General features: G+C 39.3%; 13 protein-coding genes. 2 read left to right on the top strand and 11 right to left on the bottom strand.

The features are described 5' to 3' along the window. Positions 1 to 9: 9 nt before the first annotated feature. The 5 genes from mshL to OLW01_RS13045 are packed head-to-tail and all read right to left on the bottom strand — an operon-like array spanning position 10 to position 4246. Positions 10 to 1689 carry a pilus (MSHA type) biogenesis protein MshL gene (gene mshL, locus OLW01_RS13065; RefSeq protein ID WP_268074355.1) on the bottom strand — a complete coding sequence of 560 codons (1680 nt, stop codon included), beginning with the start codon at positions 1687 to 1689 and terminating at the stop codon, positions 10 to 12. After that, positions 1690 to 2064 carry a general secretion pathway protein GspB gene (locus OLW01_RS13060; RefSeq protein ID WP_268074354.1) on the bottom strand — a complete coding sequence of 125 codons (375 nt, stop codon included), beginning with the start codon at positions 2062 to 2064 and terminating at the stop codon, positions 1690 to 1692. Next, positions 2061 to 2780: a hypothetical protein gene (locus OLW01_RS13055; protein ID WP_268074353.1), complete on the bottom strand. Its 720-nt coding sequence runs from the start codon at positions 2778 to 2780 to the stop codon at positions 2061 to 2063. Before OLW01_RS13055 ends, OLW01_RS13060 begins: the two co-directional genes overlap by 4 nt. Then, on the bottom strand, positions 2781 to 3380 hold the full coding sequence (locus tag OLW01_RS13050) for a PilN domain-containing protein (RefSeq protein WP_268074352.1): 600 nt from the start codon (positions 3378 to 3380) through the stop codon (positions 2781 to 2783). Next, positions 3380 to 4246 (bottom strand): hypothetical protein, encoded by an 867-nt coding sequence (locus tag OLW01_RS13045; RefSeq protein ID WP_268074351.1) that lies wholly within the window; start codon positions 4244 to 4246, stop codon positions 3380 to 3382. The genes OLW01_RS13050 and OLW01_RS13045 overlap by 1 nt, the downstream gene beginning before the upstream one ends. 265 nt (positions 4247 to 4511) lie before the next feature. Here OLW01_RS13045 and OLW01_RS13040 point away from each other — a divergent pair, with 265 nt between their 5' ends. Next, entirely contained in the window at positions 4512 to 5426 is a 915-nt protein-coding gene (locus OLW01_RS13040) for a 1-aminocyclopropane-1-carboxylate deaminase/D-cysteine desulfhydrase (protein WP_268074350.1), read from the top strand. 5 nt (positions 5427 to 5431) lie between these two features. On the opposite strand, the gene OLW01_RS13035 is transcribed toward OLW01_RS13040, so the two are convergent. Further along, positions 5432 to 7306, bottom strand: coding sequence for an EAL domain-containing protein (locus OLW01_RS13035; RefSeq protein ID WP_268074349.1), 1875 nt, complete (start codon positions 7304 to 7306; stop codon positions 5432 to 5434). Positions 7307 to 7522: 216 nt separating this feature from the next. Between OLW01_RS13035 and OLW01_RS13030 the strand changes: the two genes are divergently transcribed. After that, positions 7523 to 9481, top strand: a complete 1959-nt coding sequence (locus tag OLW01_RS13030; protein ID WP_268074348.1) for an alpha/beta hydrolase family protein — start codon at positions 7523 to 7525, stop codon at positions 9479 to 9481. Positions 9482 to 9602: 121 nt separating this feature from the next. On the opposite strand, the gene ilvA is transcribed toward OLW01_RS13030, so the two are convergent. The 5 genes from ilvA to ilvG form a co-directional block, all read right to left on the bottom strand. Further along, positions 9603 to 11153: a threonine ammonia-lyase, biosynthetic gene (gene ilvA, locus OLW01_RS13025; RefSeq protein ID WP_268074347.1), complete on the bottom strand. Its 1551-nt coding sequence runs from the start codon at positions 11151 to 11153 to the stop codon at positions 9603 to 9605. Positions 11154 to 11259: 106 nt separating this feature from the next. Beyond that, positions 11260 to 13101, bottom strand: a complete 1842-nt coding sequence (ilvD, locus tag OLW01_RS13020) for a dihydroxy-acid dehydratase (protein ID WP_268074346.1) — start codon at positions 13099 to 13101, stop codon at positions 11260 to 11262. Between the two features lie 223 nt (positions 13102 to 13324). After that, positions 13325 to 14254, bottom strand: coding sequence for a branched-chain amino acid transaminase (locus OLW01_RS13015; RefSeq protein ID WP_268074345.1), 930 nt, complete (start codon positions 14252 to 14254; stop codon positions 13325 to 13327). A gap of 16 nt (positions 14255 to 14270) precedes the next feature. Continuing rightward, positions 14271 to 14531: an acetolactate synthase 2 small subunit gene (gene ilvM / locus OLW01_RS13010; protein ID WP_268074344.1), complete on the bottom strand. Its 261-nt coding sequence runs from the start codon at positions 14529 to 14531 to the stop codon at positions 14271 to 14273. After that, positions 14528 to 16174 (bottom strand): acetolactate synthase 2 catalytic subunit, encoded by a 1647-nt coding sequence (gene ilvG, locus OLW01_RS13005; protein WP_268074343.1) that lies wholly within the window; start codon positions 16172 to 16174, stop codon positions 14528 to 14530. The genes ilvM and ilvG overlap by 4 nt, the downstream gene beginning before the upstream one ends. Positions 16175 to 16647: the final 473 nt, after the last annotated feature.

The following is a 16647-nucleotide window of genomic DNA, read 5'->3' as shown; positions in this document are numbered from 1 at the left end:
AATATTCCTCTATTGATACCATTTATCTAATAATTCAGATGAACGCTGTAATTGTTCTTGCCAGCTACCTTGTCCCACGACCGTAGGTTTGATCATAATGATCAATTCTTTCTTTTGGGTTTCTTGAGAAATAGAACTAAATAAGTTACCTAATCCCGGAATATCACCTAATAAAGGCACACTCGAGCTTTTATCTGAGGTTATCGTTTGCATTAAGCCCCCAATAATGACAATTTCACCAGACTTAGCTTTAATTATGGTGTCCGATTCTCTGACATTACTTTGCGCGAGTGGTAGGGTGAAATTTTGCTCATTTAACGTCACCACTTTTACTTGCTCACTGGTATCAATCACAGATGGGTGAACATGTAAAATGACGCTGCCGGCGCTATCAATTTGCGGCGTGACATCTAAGGCGATACCACTAAAAAAAGGTTCTAGTTCAATATTGGGTGAGGAGGTTGTCGCTGTGCCAGTTACTGTGGTTGTTGATACATTGGTAACAAAATATTCATCTGTGCCAACTTTTATCACTGCTTTTTGGTTGTTGGCGGCTGTGAGTCTTGGGCTAGATAATACCTGAACATTACCTTGAGTTTTTAATAGTTTTAATAAGCCGGAAAAATCACCATTATTAAATGAGATACTCGTTACGCCAGCTAGCGCATTGCTAATGTTATTGCCTAACGCTGTACCGGTCCGGGTAGACCCAACCTCGGTTGAATCAACTGAGCCTAAAATGGTTTCCCATTGAATACCTTGTTGGTAAGCATCGCTTAAGCTGACTTCAATTACTTTTGCCTCTAAAATAACTTGCCGCTGCATTTGCTCTTCAGTGGCTTGTAAAAATGAGCGAATACTTCGTAATGCTTCTGGCTGTGCACGAACTGTAATCAAACCTGCTTGCGGATTAACAATAATATTCGCTTTTTCATCTTCGCCGACTAAGCCTTTTAAAGCATTGGTTAAATCTTTCCAAAAATGATTTTGGTTAGACGAAACAATTCGAGTGCCATTATTTAATAAACTACTGGACTCGACGCTATTGTTGTTTTCAAATTGTTGGCCAGCTAAACCTAAGCCTGAATTTGAGTTGGCATATGAATTAGAGCTTAAATTGTTTCCACTCTGGTTATTGGTTGGGTTGCTAACACCACCAGATTGAATGGATGTATAAGACACACCATTGCGTTGCATGGCTAAGTAATTAACAGAGAAAGTTTCTGTGCGAACGCCAGCTGGATAAACTTTTAATAACCGGCCTTTTAATTGGATGTCGTAACCATAAATATCTCCAATGACTTCAATAACTTCAGGTAAGCTAACGCCTTTTAATGTCAGGCTAATGTCGCCGGTTACTTTTGGGTGAACCACAATATTAAGCGGGGTGTCTGAAACTAAACTTTGAAAAAAAGCACCAACTGGTACTTGGCTCGCATCAATATCATAGCGTTTTTCTTGTAACTGGGGTTGATTAGACAAGTTATTAATTTGTGGAATAAGGTCGGCTAATACTTCTTTTGGGATTTCAGTTTTGGCTTGAGACTGAGTTGGTTCATTTAAACTTTTTTCAATTTCAGGGTCGAGTTTTGTAGATGAGCAAGCGAGTAAGCTACTTATTAGTGAAAATACCAGCAAGCTGTTTAATAATGTTTTTTTATTATATTGAACGGAATTTTGACTCTGCATTTAGTTAAATGCTCCATTAACTTCAGTTTTAATTTTGTTGGCTCTTAAGGTCAAAGTTTGTGCTTTATTATTAACTAGAATAACAACAGCGTCTGGCAAAATTTGCCTTAATTTAACTTGTTTCGTTAGCCACTGGCCTGCTAGATAGCTTTTACCATTAATAATAGCGGTTTGTTTATTACTGCTATATGTTACGGCTTGTAGCTGCCAGTTTTGTTTTTTTTGAACACTTTGACTAGCGGGTGAGGTTGCTGCACTGAATGCAGGCTGAGTCGGATCTTTACCGAGCTTTTGCTCCGCATGAACCAAATTAAAGGTTGAGCAAAGTAAATAACAGCCCATTAGTGCGAGTGAAAAGCGGGTGCTGATGTTCATAAGCTTACAAAACCCTCAGATAAACTTAAGGTAATCAATTTTAACTCAAGTTGAGCGGTTGGATATTGGCCAACTTGGTAATTAAATTGTTGCCAATAAAAGCGCCAAGGTAGCTGTTCGGCTTGTTGTAAAAATTGATGGATATCATGATAATTTCCTTCAATAGTGAGCAAAATACCTTGTTGGTATAAACCAATTGAGCTTTTACTTACGGCTAATTCAGTTTTTGGTAATTGATTATTAGGCTCTATAAAGTCATTTTTATTTGGTTTTGCTAGCAAATTAACGGCAGGCAAAGATTGTAATTTAAGGAGCTTTAGTGAGTGAGTTTGGCTAAGCATAGCCTCTAACATTTGACTCATTTGTTGCGCTTGAACTAACTGGTCGCTAATTTGGTTGATTTCTTGCTCGGCGAAACTTAGTTTTTTTTCTAATCCTGAAATTTGTTGTTTTAGTGGTAGGTTGATATCCACTTGCAGTGCCTTTTTATATTCACGGGCGCTGCTTTCTAGTTGGCTTAGCTCTGTATTTAGTTGTGTTAATTCAAGCTTACTTTGCGATAAATCAGTTAAATGCGGTTCAATAAAAAAAGTAAAGCCAATATAACCTATCCCAACAATGGTAGATAATAAAATTAAAACTTTTTCTCGAGTACTGAGTTCTGAAAATTGTTTTTCGTATGCGCTAAATTGAGTTTTCCATGCAGTAAAGCTCATTTAGTTTACCTCTGGCTCAATTAAGCTAATCACATTAAAGGTGGTTAGGTTTTTGTTTTCTATATTACTTAATTGCAAATTATTAAACGCTCGGTCATTAAAATAGGTTGATTGCTCGAGTTTTTGCAACCACTTGGGTAGTAACTGAGCCTGTTGGGTTGCGCCTGCTAGTTCGATTTGATCATCGCTAAAGCTGATTTTGTTAAGCCAGATTCCCGTGGGCATGGTTTGTGATAAATCGGCCATGAGTTGTGAGTATCCGTTTATTTGGTTTTGACTTCTGTCTTGAATTTGCTGAGTTATTTGTTGTTTAATTTCAATTTTCTTTTGTAGCTGGACAATAAGTTCAGTTAATTTCGGATCCAATTTTCGGCTTTTTAGCGCGTTCTCAAATTCACTAACCAGCGCTCGTTTCTCAGCTACCAATATGCGCATTTTCGTAAGTGACTGTTGTTTTTGTTGAGCTTTTTGCGCACTGGTAAAAGCAAAAAATATAACTAATAACGTGATGATGACAGTAAGCATTAACGCTTTTTTTAGCGATATAATTTGTTTTTTTTGTTTGAATTCATCAAAATAAAAATTCACGTTATGTTTCATTAATACGTTCCCCGTATTAATTCTTGGGCTGCGCCCACCGCAGGATAAAAGCCATGTTGGTTTTCAGTTGTTTCAGGTAGTTCATCGACAACTCTGTTTTTGAGTGGGAGCACTGGCATGGTAAAATTTTCGCCAATTTTATCAATTAATAGTGGTTCAAACATAGAGCTGACTGAAATATAAATTCGTTTTACGGGGGCTTGTCTTAATTGGCTCTCAAAATAATCAAGTGAACGTTGAATTTCAATACTCAGGCTATCAATTGCGCCTTGGTTTATTTCAAACTCTGTATATTGATTGAGTTTGCTAAAGCCTCTAATTCGTCTAAAAAAGTAAAGCTGTCCATCTTTTACGATTTGCATCAGCAGCTCTTCGTTAGGCTGATGAATCACTAGCATGGATGCTTCTTGCACATCGATAAATAAGTCTTGATAAGCAAGTTCGTCAATAGTTATTCGCTGGATTTGATGGCAATAGCGTAAACAAATATCGATAACCGGTTTTATAAAACTGAGCTTAGCGGCCACTAAATTCACTTTGTTTTGGCCAAACATTTGAATTGGCATATCAAAATAATCTATCGCTACATCTTCTAAATTAGTTGATAAATAATCTTTTGCTGAATATCGTATCGCGTTGGGTAGCTCGCTTTCATTTACATCTGGTTTATCAACAATCAGCATTTGATATTGATCGCTTGGCAACACAATACTTACCACTGACTGTTTTAATAATGGGTGTTGTAAAAAATGGCTTAATGTATCTTGCCATGACTCACCTTCGACATGGTGTTGCTGCTGAGAATGAATAGGTTGCTTGCTGCCTTTTGCATAAATTAATAAATAAAATCCAATGCCGTTCATCATAATCACGCCAGCATATTTACTCGTGGATTTTGAACTGAATTTGGCGGTTAGTTTTTTTATAATAGCAGCCATAGTGTCTAATTTATTATTGTTTGAAAGTGGTAATACTTATCTTAAAGAAGCGTATAAGTTGTTACTTTTTTGCCTTTGGCTAACATTCTATTGGCTTTTACTCATTATAGCTATATTGATTAACAACTTACCTTTAATATAGTGGATATTTTCGATTTTTTATTAAACGGGAGTTTTACTTTTCGTGTTTATTTTGCCTAGCCCCTTACAGCCACTATCAATAAAACACCTGACAGACCAAAATATTCAACTATCTATTAAAAGAGATGATTTAATTCATCCTAATTTATCAGGCAATAAATGGCGTAAACTAAAAGATTACTTTAAATCAGATTCAGATCAACCTATTGTTTCTTTTGGGGGGGCTTATAGTAACCATTTGCATGCGCTGGCTTACGCCTGTCATTACTTTAAACGACCCGCCCATGCGATAGTGAGAGCTGATGGGATAGATCCTAACAATGAAACGCTTAAAGATTGCCAAGCGCTAGGGATGACAATTGAATGCGTAGATAGACAAACTTACCGGCAAAAAAACAATCCTACGTACTTAAATGAGCTACAAGCAAAACACCCCAATGCTTGCATAATTGCTGAAGGGGGTTTTGGCGCGAGTGGGATGAAAGGGGTTGCAGAGTTGATTGGTGAATTAAATTGTGACTTTTCCCATATTATTTGTCCTGTTGGTAGTGCGACGAGTTTTACTGGAATTATTAGTCAACTTAAGTCTAGGCAACAAGCAATTGGGGTTGCAGCATTGGCTAACGCTGAATATTTAGCCGCAGATATCCAGTTAGGATTAGCACAATTAAACAGCTCGCATGATAATTGGAGGTTATGCTGTGACCAGCACTTAGGTGGTTTTGGCAAAATAACACAAAGCTTACTCGATTTTATTGAAGATTTTTACCAAGGTTATCAAATTTTATTAGACCCTATTTACACTGGTAAAATGATGCTAGCACTCTTTAATGCAATTCGAGCTGGGCAATTTAAAGACGGCGATCATATCATAGCGGTGCATACCGGTGGGTTACAAGGTTGGCGAGGTTTTGCTCAGCGAGGTTTGGTTAGGCAAGATTATTTAGCAAAGCTTGGCGTAAATTAATTAAATCAAGGATTGGTTTTTAGGGTGGTATAACTGCCTTGGGCACCGGCTAATCCTAGGTTTTTAATTTCTTGCCAATCTTCTAGATTTTCTATGCCATAAGCGAATATTTTTATTTTTGTCCCCGCACAAGTGCCCTGTAGGCTACGAATAAATAGTTGATTTTCGCTGCGCTGATGAATATTGCGAACAATACTTGGATGAAGCTTTAAATACCGAATCGGAAGTTGTTTTATGTAATTAGAGCTGGTGACGTACTGGCCTACCTGATCGATTAAAATTTGTACCGATAAATTGTCTAGCTGCTGCACAAAGTAGCTTAGCTCTTCAATATAATTAACAATGGCATGTTCGCTGATTTCAATAATGACTTGTTCTGCAAATTGAGTATTTTCAGCTAACAAATTCGTTAACCAGTTTCTAAACGATTTATCTAGTAGCGAGTCTGGGCTTAGATGAATGCTAGTTAAAACCGAGTTTTGACTGGCCGTTAATTGCTGCGCCAATAACCCCATTATTTGTTTATCTATTTGTGTCGCTAACCCACATTTATGTGCCATAGGCATAAATAAATTACTGGGTAGCATTTGGCCTTGGCGGTCTTGTACTTGAACTATGACTTCTTGGTGGTGTACTTGGTAAGGCTGTGTTTTCATTACAGCCTGAAAACAAATTAAAAAACCATTGTTTGCAAGTTTGTTTTCTAATAGCGTTCGCCATTGCAGAGAACCCATTGTCATGGTTTTAACGCTGTCTTCTTCTTCAAACATAAACCAGCTAGACGGACCTTGCAATTCAGCTGAGCGAATTGCCATATCTGCTTCGCGCAACACCTGTGGTAACAAATCACCTGATTTAAAAGTGGCAACGCCAATATGAAAAAGGTTATCAATGTCGGTTTTTTTGGGCACTCGAACATGAGCAAGTGAACGCATTAAATGATTACACAGTAGCTCGATTTCTTTGACAGATATATTGGCAATGATAATGCCCAGATCGTATTGAGAATGACGGGCAAAAATAGCCTGCTTATACCTTTGCAAGGCTTGCTCAATAATATTGGTAAATTGCACCAGCACTTCAAGTGCGGTGTCATCTCCATGTCGTTCTTCTATTTCTGCTAGTCCATTTAATCTAAGTCCGATTACTGCACCCTGGGCTATTTTTTCTTCAATATTTAATAATGCTTCTAATCGGTTATTAAAATAAACTTGGTTACCAATACCAGTTTGAGGATCTAAAAAGGTTTGAATTCGAATAAATTTATCAACGCGACTTTGCTCTTGGCGAGCAAAGTTGAGCTCATCGAGCAAACTATCTAATAAATTAAAGAGGTTTGGACGTTTGCCCATTTCATGACGGCTGGCAATTTGCATTCGGCGTGCTTTGCGTTCAATCATAAAAACTTTACGTTCGCTGATCCTGCTGATTGACCATAAAACAAATAAAGCAATTAGCCAAAAAAAGCCAGTTACAGTGGCAATAAATAACACGTAATGATCAGCTAGTACTATGTATTCTATTTGAATATTTTGTTTGCTATTCACACCTTCAGTTGTAATTGCAATAGGTGAACTTTTGGTTGTCCAATCAAAAAAAGAGGTCGGGTTAAGCTTTTCTAGGCGCTGGCTAGCTGGATAGTAAATGGCGCTTACATCAAACTGTTTGGCCAACAACGGACTCAGTTGGTTTAGTTTAATATCGGGTTGCATGGTTAAGATGAGTTGAAGCTTTTGTTTAAAGTGGTGCTTTGCATTATCGGCTACTGAAAAGCACCAAATACTAATACAACATAGCGTGAAAAGGCTAATTAATAAGGCAAACCTTTGTTGCCAAGCAAATAAGCTTCTTGCTGTTGTTTTGAGTGGGAGAGTGGTCATCCATAAACCTGTTTTTATAATTAAGCGTTTAATGTTTAATTTATAACAAAGATAGAAATAATGATAGAAAATATCAATGTTAGGCGTCTTTTATCTTAAAAATCATGAAGTAGTATTTTTGTTTCTACAAGTTATTTTTATGTATCTTTTTTATTTTTTTTATGATTAAATTTGCGGTTTTGTATATACACTCTATTTGATTGGTTAGGATTTTCTATGCTTTTATGTAAAAGGATATTGCTTTTATTGGTTTGCCTTACATCTATTTTGCCGCTGCACGCCAAAAAAATAGCTTTGGAAGTTTATGCAGCGTTACCCTCGGCTAGTATGGTCAGAGTCTCGCCGGATGGAACTCATTTTGCTTATCGTCATCATGACGGAAAACAAGATTTATTACTGGTAAGAGAAGTTGCGAGTAATAAAGTTTTAGGTGCAATAGATGTCTCTGAAATTGATCCTAAGAATATTTATTTTTTAGATAATAATCGATTGATTCTAAAAACATCAAAATATATGGGGCTCTATGGGTATTCGGGCCGCCATAATGTTAAAGCTGCTTATGTATACAATGTAAATGATAAAAGTATACGCCAATTACTCATACCTGGCTACGGCATTTACCGAGGTCAAACTCAAGTGAGCGATGTAGTGGGGGTTAAGTTAGGCGAAGATAAAGTGATGATGCCAGCTTATTATGGGCAAGATGGTACCCGCTTTGAATCTCCTGTTTATACTTTAATGTCCGTCAGGTTAGATAAAAAACGTGAGCCAAGGCGCTTAACTAACGGCACGCATGATGCTATTGATTTTTTTGTGGATGGCGACGGCGAGTTACTTGTTCAAGAGAGATACAATAACGAAAAAAACTTACATAGAGTGCAAGTGAGAGATGGACGTTCATGGCGTGATATTTATACAGAAACGACGCCAATCAGAACAAAAAGCTTTGTGGGCTTAACACCGCAAAGAGACAAACTCGTTATGCTAATGTATGACAACTCTGGGCGTAATAATTACTACACTATGGCGTTGGCGGATGGCAAAATTGAAGGCCCTATCTTTGTTAATCCGGATGCTGATATTGAGTTTGTTTTAACTGACATCCATAGAGTCGTTTATGGTGTTAAATACGCAGGCTTTTACCCGGACTATAAGTTTTTTGATGCTAATTTAGATAAAACTTATCAGGGAATTAAAAGTGAAATAGCGGATCATAGTATTCAAATCGCTGATTACTCCCCAGACTGGAAAAATATTGTATTTCATATTCAAGGCCCAGAGATTTTAGGTGGTTATTTTTTATATAATAAAGACGGGTTTACCAATCTGGCAAATCAAAGAGAGAATATAGACGTATCCGATTTTAACCCAGTGGCTATTCGCGAGTTTAAAGCTAACGACGGTTTAACTATCCCCACCTTATTAACCTACCCAGCAGCGAGTGGCAGACCTGCAAAAAAATTACCCGCTATTCTGCTTCCGCATGGTGGGCCTGAAGCTTATGATCATTATAGTTTTGACTGGTTAGCTCAATTTTTTGCAAATCGAGGCTATTTAGTGATTCAACCACAATTTAGGGGCTCTAAAGGCTTTGGTGCTGATCACATCTTGGCGGGTCGTGGTGAATGGGGCGCAAAAATGCAAAGTGATTTAAATGATACGCTAGATAGTTTAGTGGTATCTGGGGAGGTTGATCCTGAACGAGTTTGTATTTTTGGTATTAGTTATGGCGGTTACGCAGCCTTGGCGGGCGCTACTTTTACACCCGATAAATATCGCTGCGCAGTATCTGTAAATGGTGTTAGTGATTTAACAGAAATGTTAGATAAAGAAAAATACGATCATGGCAGTGATCACTGGGTGGTTTCGTATTGGGAAGACTCAATGGCTAATAAAAAAGTAACGGATGATTTTTTAGAATCTATTTCACCGATTAACTTTGCAAAGCAGGTGAAAACGCCTGTTTTATTAATTCATGGTGAGATTGATAAAGTTGTGGATATTGAACAGTCAGAAGATATGTTTGATGAGTTAGAAGATGAAGATAAGCTCGTTAAATTTGTTGAGCTAGAAGACGAAGGGCATCATTTAATTTACCCTCAATCTCGACTTAAATTATTGCAAGAAGTTGAAGCATTTTTAAATAAATACAATAGCGTGTCTACCGTTAATTAATTTTCGTTTGGAGTCAAATCAGTTAGAGTATTTACTGATAGCGCGCATTGAAAAAATTAAAGCGAGTTAGCCCGGCTAACTCGCTTTTCTTTCTTGAATTTAAGTAATAATTGGCAATAGTCTAGCTTTTTAAAAAGAAGTGATAAGCCGGATTAGCGGTTTCTTCTTTGTATTGGTAGCCGATTTCATCTAAATGCTGATGTAATTCATCCAGCTCGTTTTCAGGTACATCAAAACCAGCCAATACCATGCCACTTGCCGCACTGTGATTGCGGTAATGGAAAAGGGTTATATTCCATTGAGTGCCCAAGGTATTTAAAAAGCTCATTAATGCACCCGGATACTCAGGGAACACAAAACTAAATAAACGCTCGTTTGTTAGGTTTTGTACGCGGCCACCTACCATATGACGAACATGCATTTTAGCGGCTTCGTTATCTGATAAATCAAAGCCTTCAATGTTGCGTTTTTTCAGTTCAGCAAGTACGGCTGGTAATTCGGTATCACTTTGACGTAATTTCAAACCCACATACACATGTGCATTTTCAGTTGGCGCATAACGATAGTTAAACTCTGAGATGGTTCGGCCTGCTAACGTTTCGCAAAAGTGACGAAATGCGCCTTTTTGCTCCGGAATGGTGGCTGCGATAATCGCTTCTTTTTTCTCTCCCAGCTCGGCTCGCTCAGACACATATCTAAGGGTATGAAAATTAATATTGGCACCACATAAAATCCCGCCAATTTGCAGTTTTTTATCTGGTTTATTTTGGCTTAACCATTTTTTTATTCCGGCTACAGACAAAGCGCCAGCCGGCTCAGCAATGGCTCTGGTATCATCAAAGGTATCTTTGATTGCAGCACAGATTTCATCACTGTTAACGGTTATAACTTCGTCAACGTATTGTTGGCATAATCTGAAGGTTTCTTCACCTATAATTTTTACCGCAACACCGTCAGCAAATATACCCACTTGATCCAAGGTTTCTCTTTGCCCGCTTTCCAATGCTTTTTTAAGACAAGCAGATTCGTCTGATTCAACTGCAATAATTTTAATGTTGGGTTTTAGCTGCTTTAAATAAACGGCTATGCCAGCAGCTAAACCACCACCGCCCACGGCCACAAACACCATGTCTAAGTCACGCTTACTGTCAAAAAGCTCTTTAGCGATAGTACCTTGCCCTGCAATGACATCTTCGTCATCAAATGGCGGCACATAAGTGTAACCATGCTCTTTTGCCAAAGCTTGAGCATGTTTGCTGGCCACATCAAAACTGCGACCAATTAAAATAATATCAACCCAGTCACCACCAAAACTTCGTACTGCATCTACTTTGATATCAGGTGTGGTTTCTGGCATGACTATTGTGGCTTTTACTCGCATTTTATTGGCCGATAATGCAACGCCTTGAGCGTGATTTCCGGCAGACGCCGTGATAACCCCTCTGTCTTTAGCATCGTCTGACAAATTAGCTATTTTGTTATAAGCGCCACGCAATTTAAATGATTTAACTGGTTGTTGGTCTTCACGTTTTAACCAAATATCGTGCTGTAAACGTTGTGATAATGAGCTCAAATGGTTGAGATCAGTATTTTTGGCGACATCGTAAACAGGGGCGACTAAAATTTTACGTAAATAATCTTGTGCGCTTAAATGCTGCTGTGTCTCTGTCATTGTTTTAACCTAGCGGGTTGATAGATATGAGCTGGTGGATAAAGCGAATATTTTGTTAAAAATATTCGCTTTATTAGTGAACTGAAGTGGTCAGCGACTCAATTATTTAGTCTTCTAATTTGCTGCGATCACGAACGGCACCTTTATCGGCACTGGTTGCGAACATCGCAAATGTTTTTAAAGCAAAGGACACTTCACGCTCACGGCTTTCAGGTTTCCAGCCTTTTGAATCGCGAACTAAACGGCGTTCAGCTAGGACATCTTCCGCAACTTCTAATTCAATGGTACGGTTTGGAATATCAATCGCAATCATGTCGCCACTTTCAACTAAACCAATCGTACCGCCACTGGCAGCTTCTGGCGAAACGTGGCCAATAGATAAACCTGAAGTACCACCAGAGAAGCGACCATCAGTGATCAGCGCACAATCTTTACCTAAGCCTTTTGATTTTAAGAAGGTAGTTGGGTAAAGCATTTCTTGCATGCCTGGTCCACCTTTAGGGCCTTCGTAGCGAATAACAACAACATCTCCAGCTTTTACTTTATCACCTAAAATGCCTTCGACCGCATCTTCTTGGCTTTCAAATACGACAGCTGGACCAGTAAATTTTAAGATGCTTTCGTCTACACCTGCGGTTTTAACAATACAGCCATCAACGGCAATATTACCGCTAAGCACTGCTAAACCACCATCTTGGCTGTACGCGTTTTCGATACGGCGAATACAGCCGTTTTCACGATCGTCATCTAAGGTTGGCCAGCGGCAATCTTGAGAGAATGCTTTGGTTGTACGAATCCCAGCCGGACCAGCACTGTAAAATGTTTTTACGGCTTCGTCTTGAGTGACCATAATGTCCCATTTGTCGAGCACATCAGTCATTTTGCCGCCCAAAATATGATTTACATTTTGGTTTAATAAACCTGCTCGATTTAATTCGCCTAATAAACCAACAACCCCACCAGCGCGGTGAACATCTTCCATATGATATTTTTGAGTGGCTGGAGCGACCTTACTTAAATTAGGAATTCGACGTGACATTTGATCAATAGCTTCCATGTCAAATTCAACGCCACCTTCTTGCGCAGCAGCTAATAAATGTAAAACCGTATTGGTTGAACCACCCATTGCAATATCTAACGCCATTGCGTTTTCAAACGCTTCGCGGGTAGCAATATTGCGGGGCAATACTGAGTCGTCGTCATTGGTATAATATTGAGTGCATAACTCAACAATTTGACTGCCCGCTTTTTTAAATAAGTTTTCTCGGTCAGCATGAGTTGCTAATAGAGAGCCGTTACCCGGCAGTGATAAACCTAAAGCTTCGGTTAAGCAGTTCATTGAGTTAGCAGTAAACATACCAGAACATGAACCACAAGTAGGACAAGCTGAACGCTCAACCGCTTCACTTTGTTCATCTGATACTTTGGGATCTGCGCCTTGGATCATGGCATCAACTAAGTCAAGTTTAATGATTTGATCTGACAGTTTAGTTTTACCTGCTTCCATCGGGCCGCCCGATACAAATACTACAGGTACATTCAAACGCATTGCCGCCATTAACATCCCAGGTGTGATTTTGTCGCAGTTTGAAATACAAACGAGTGCGTCGGCACAATGAGCGTTGACCATGTATTCAACTGAATCGGCAATTAGGTCACGAGATGGCAAGCTGTAAAGCATACCACCATGACCCATAGCAATCCCGTCATCTACGGCGATAGTATTAAATTCTTTTGCTACGCCACCCGCTTCTTCAATTGAACGAGCAACGAGTTGACCCATGTCTTTTAAATGAACATGGCCAGGAACAAACTGGGTAAATGAATTGGCGACGGCAATAATTGGTTTACTGAAATCTTCATCTTTCATACCGGTTGCACGCCATAATGCACGAGCACCTGCCATGTTGCGGCCTTGAGTCGTGGTTGCGGATCTAAGTTTTGGCATAATATTCTCCAATTCAATGTTTGCATTTATAGTTAAATGCAAAAGCAGGCGATTGCCTGCTTTAATTAATTTTTTAAAATGCTAAGTTCAACATTTGCTGTTTTAAATTGTACTCGGTTATTTTAACCGAGTTTTGCTGTCGCTTTTAAAGTCGCTGCATTTAGCGTTGCAGCTTTATTTTTATTAAAACTAAATGTGATTCCGAGCAAATAGTCAGTATAAGTTAATCGTTAATATAACTTAACCAGCCCCATTTATCTTCGGTTGTGCCGTTAAAGATACCAAAATAATCTTTTTGAAGCATCTCTGTAATTGGACCTCGTTTACCATTACCCACTTGTATTTGGTCAACGCTTCGAACCGGTACAACTTCGGCAGCGGTACCGCACATAAATACTTCGTCGGCTAAATATAAAGCTTCGCGCGGAATGGCTTGTTCACGCACAGTGTAGCCACGTTCTTGCGCTAATGTCATTAATGTATTACGGGTGATGCCTGGTAAGATACCACTTGTTGCCGGTGGTGTGCTAATAACGCCATCACGGACAATAAAAATATTTTCGCCAGCGCCTTCTGAAATACAGCCATTTTGGTCAAGTCCTATGCCTTCAACATAACCATGACGTTTTGCTTCTGTGGTAATTAAAATAGATGATAAATAGTTACCACCTGCTTTTGCGCCCGTTGGCATAGTATTAGGTGCTAAACGATTCCAAGATGTAATAGCAGCATCTACGCCTTGTTCTAAGCTTTCTTCACCTAAATACGAACCCCAATCTAATGCGATGATTGATGTTTCTAATGGTACTTTGGGTGGATTTAAACCTAAGTTGTGAGCCCCCATGAACGCAAATGGTCTTAAATACGCGCTTTTTAAACCATTTTGTTTGATGATGTCTTTACAACCTTGGTTGATTTCATCCGCCGTAAAAGGTATTTCAAAGCGATAAATTTTAGCTGAATCAAATAAACGACGTGTGTGTTCGTTTAACCGAAAAATGGCTGGCCCTTTAGGGGTATCGTAACAGCGAACCCCTTCAAACACAGATGAACCATAATGGATTGCATGACAAACAATGTGCACAGTCGCTTCTTGCCAAGGAATGACTTTGCCGTTGTGCCAAATGAGTTCTGGGTAATTGTTATTGCTCATGATTTTTTATCCTGAATTATGCGTTCATTGCAACTGCTGATGCGCCGGTTTGCGCTCGTTCAAGTTGGGCAACGTCGTATAGTTTATTTAACTGGTTTTCTAAATTGCTAATTGGGCGCTCGCCTGACACTGTTAGTGTAATTTGGGTGCTGTTAGTGGTATGGCACTGCTTCATTAGCACTTCTTCCAAGCTAAAACCGCGATGACGAACGACTCTTAAAATTCGTTCCATTACTTCTGGTCTGTTGCTTGCCTCAAGTTTAATGGTATGTGTCATAGTTCACCCTCCAACATGTCATTGTTTGCTTTACCCGGTGGCACAAGTGGCCAAACATTTTCTTTTTCGTCAATTTGAACGTGTAATAAAAATGGTCCTTTGCTATTAATTAGCTGGTCGATACCATCTTCAATTTGATCTGCCTGATTAATGCTTAACGCTGGAATATCAAATGCTTTAGCCAGTGTAACAAAATCTGGGTTATCACTTAAGTTTGTTTCTGAATATCGCTCTTCAAAAAATAGCTCTTGCCATTGTTTAACCATACCTAAACGTTGGTTATCTAACAAAACAATTTTAACTGGTAATTTAAAGCGCTTAATTGTCCCTAACTCTTGAACATTCATCATAAATGAACCATCGCCAGATACAACCACTGAAGTGCAATCTGGGCGAGCAACCTGAACGCCAATAGCTGCTGGTAAACCAAACCCCATAGTGCCAGCACCGCCGCTGGATAAGTGATTTCGAGGCGAACTAAATAGCATATGCTGAGCAACCCACATTTGGTGTTGGCCTACATCGCAACTCACAGCATGGTCAAAAGGTAACCTTTGGCTTAATAAATTTAATAATTTAGGCGCGTATATGGTTTCGCCCGGAAAATCATAGCGCCACGCATATTGTGTTTTTAAATCGGCTGCGTGTTGTTGCCACGTACTTATGCTCGGGGTTACTGCAAGCTCAGGCAGTAGTTGCTTAAAATCGGCTAAAATAGAAACATCAGCTTGGCGGAGTTTATGAATTTCAGCCGGATCTATATCTAAATGAATAATTTTGGCATTAGGCGCAAAACTATCTAACTTGCCCGTTACCCTGTCATCAAAACGAGCGCCAGTGCAAATTAATAAGTCACATTCTTGAACCGCATGATTAGCCGCTTGATTACCATGCATGCCAACTAAACCTAAGTTATAAGGGTAATCAGCAGGCACTGTACCCAAAGCTTTTAAGGTTGAAATAGCCGGAATTTGGGTCGCATTAAGTAAATCTTGCATCTCTTCGATAGCGTCAGCCATGCCTACGCCACCGCCAATATAAAACAGAGGTTTTTGTGCCGAGCCGATTAAATCTCGGGCTTTGGCTATCGCATTTGTTTCTAGTAAAGGATACTGTTTTTGTGCAATAGGGTAAGGTTCAAAATCAACCGCACCAATTTGAATATCTTTAGGGATATCAACCAATACCGGACCTGGCCGGCCAGATTGAGCTACTTCAAAGGCTTGGTGTAAAATATCGGCCAATTCATCTAAGCTTTGAACCAAAAAGCTTTGTTTGGTAATGGATAGCGACATGCCTAACACGTCCATTTCTTGAAATGCATCAGTGCCGATCAATCCGCTGAATACTTGGCCTGTAATAGCAACAACCGGAATTGAATCCATCATGGCATCTGCCAAACCTGTTACTAAGTTAGTTGCACCCGGACCAGAAGTGGCCATACAAACGCCCACTTTTCCGGTTGAACGTGCGTAACCAATTGCCGAAAATGCCGCACCTTGCTCATGACGACATAAAAAATGTTCAACGTCAGAATCATAAAGTGCATCGTAAATTGGCATAATGGCTCCGCCCGGGTAACCAAAAATGTGTTGTATGCCGTGTTGTTGTAATACTTTTAAAACCAGTTCAGCGCCGGTCATAATCTACCCTTTATCTATCGTTTGTGACTTACTATACCCGTGCTACTTCAAGATGCATGTTTCAGAGCTATCACAGCGCTTTCAATACAAGGCATATTGGTAAAGGAATGTAGGCACCTTTCAAACCAATATAACGCAGTAGTGTAAGCGCTGTGAAGCTCCCAAAGGGCCGGGCTAAAAATGCCTGATACGGCGTTAAATTGCTTTGATGTAGAATGACTATACCTTCAGCAATTTGCCTTGTCTCATGCATTTTTTTCTCCGGCTGAAATCAAGCATGTTGAGGTAGCACGGGTATATACTCGTTTGCTTAGCTATAAAACAAAAAACCCCCGAATCTTGCGATGCGGGGGCTTGTTAAGTCAGTTTGATTATGATTAAACCAAATTATCCCCCCGCAGTGAAGTGAGTAGCACCACCACGCTGACGACAATTAAATTAATCATAATACGGAAAATCATCTTAAATTAGAG

The sequence above is a fragment of the Catenovulum adriaticum genome, from assembly GCF_026725475.1.
Lineage (GTDB): Bacteria > Pseudomonadota > Gammaproteobacteria > Enterobacterales > Alteromonadaceae > Catenovulum > Catenovulum adriaticum.
Note: the sequence above shows the minus strand (reverse complement) of the source record. Positions and strands in the feature narration are given on the sequence as shown.

Excerpts from the sequence above, each read along its gene's own strand:
- mshL (WP_268074355.1), bottom strand. The coding sequence starts at position 1,689 with ATGCAGAGTCAAAATTCCGTTCAATATAATAAAAAAACATTATTAAAC.
- OLW01_RS13060 (WP_268074354.1), bottom strand. The coding sequence starts at position 2,064 with ATGAACATCAGCACCCGCTTTTCACTCGCACTAATGGGCTGTTATTTA.
- OLW01_RS13055 (WP_268074353.1), bottom strand. The coding sequence starts at position 2,780 with ATGAGCTTTACTGCATGGAAAACTCAATTTAGCGCATACGAAAAACAA.
- OLW01_RS13050 (WP_268074352.1), bottom strand. The coding sequence starts at position 3,380 with ATGAAACATAACGTGAATTTTTATTTTGATGAATTCAAACAAAAAAAA.
- OLW01_RS13045 (WP_268074351.1), bottom strand. The coding sequence starts at position 4,246 with ATGATGAACGGCATTGGATTTTATTTATTAATTTATGCAAAAGGCAGC.
- OLW01_RS13035 (WP_268074349.1), bottom strand. The coding sequence starts at position 7,306 with ATGACCACTCTCCCACTCAAAACAACAGCAAGAAGCTTATTTGCTTGG.
- OLW01_RS13030 (WP_268074348.1), top strand. The coding sequence starts at position 7,523 with ATGCTTTTATGTAAAAGGATATTGCTTTTATTGGTTTGCCTTACATCT.
- ilvA (WP_268074347.1), bottom strand. The coding sequence starts at position 11,153 with ATGACAGAGACACAGCAGCATTTAAGCGCACAAGATTATTTACGTAAA.
- ilvD (WP_268074346.1), bottom strand. The coding sequence starts at position 13,101 with ATGCCAAAACTTAGATCCGCAACCACGACTCAAGGCCGCAACATGGCA.
- OLW01_RS13015 (WP_268074345.1), bottom strand. The coding sequence starts at position 14,254 with ATGAGCAATAACAATTACCCAGAACTCATTTGGCACAACGGCAAAGTC.
- ilvM (WP_268074344.1), bottom strand. The coding sequence starts at position 14,531 with ATGACACATACCATTAAACTTGAGGCAAGCAACAGACCAGAAGTAATG.
- ilvG (WP_268074343.1), bottom strand. The coding sequence starts at position 16,174 with ATGACCGGCGCTGAACTGGTTTTAAAAGTATTACAACAACACGGCATA.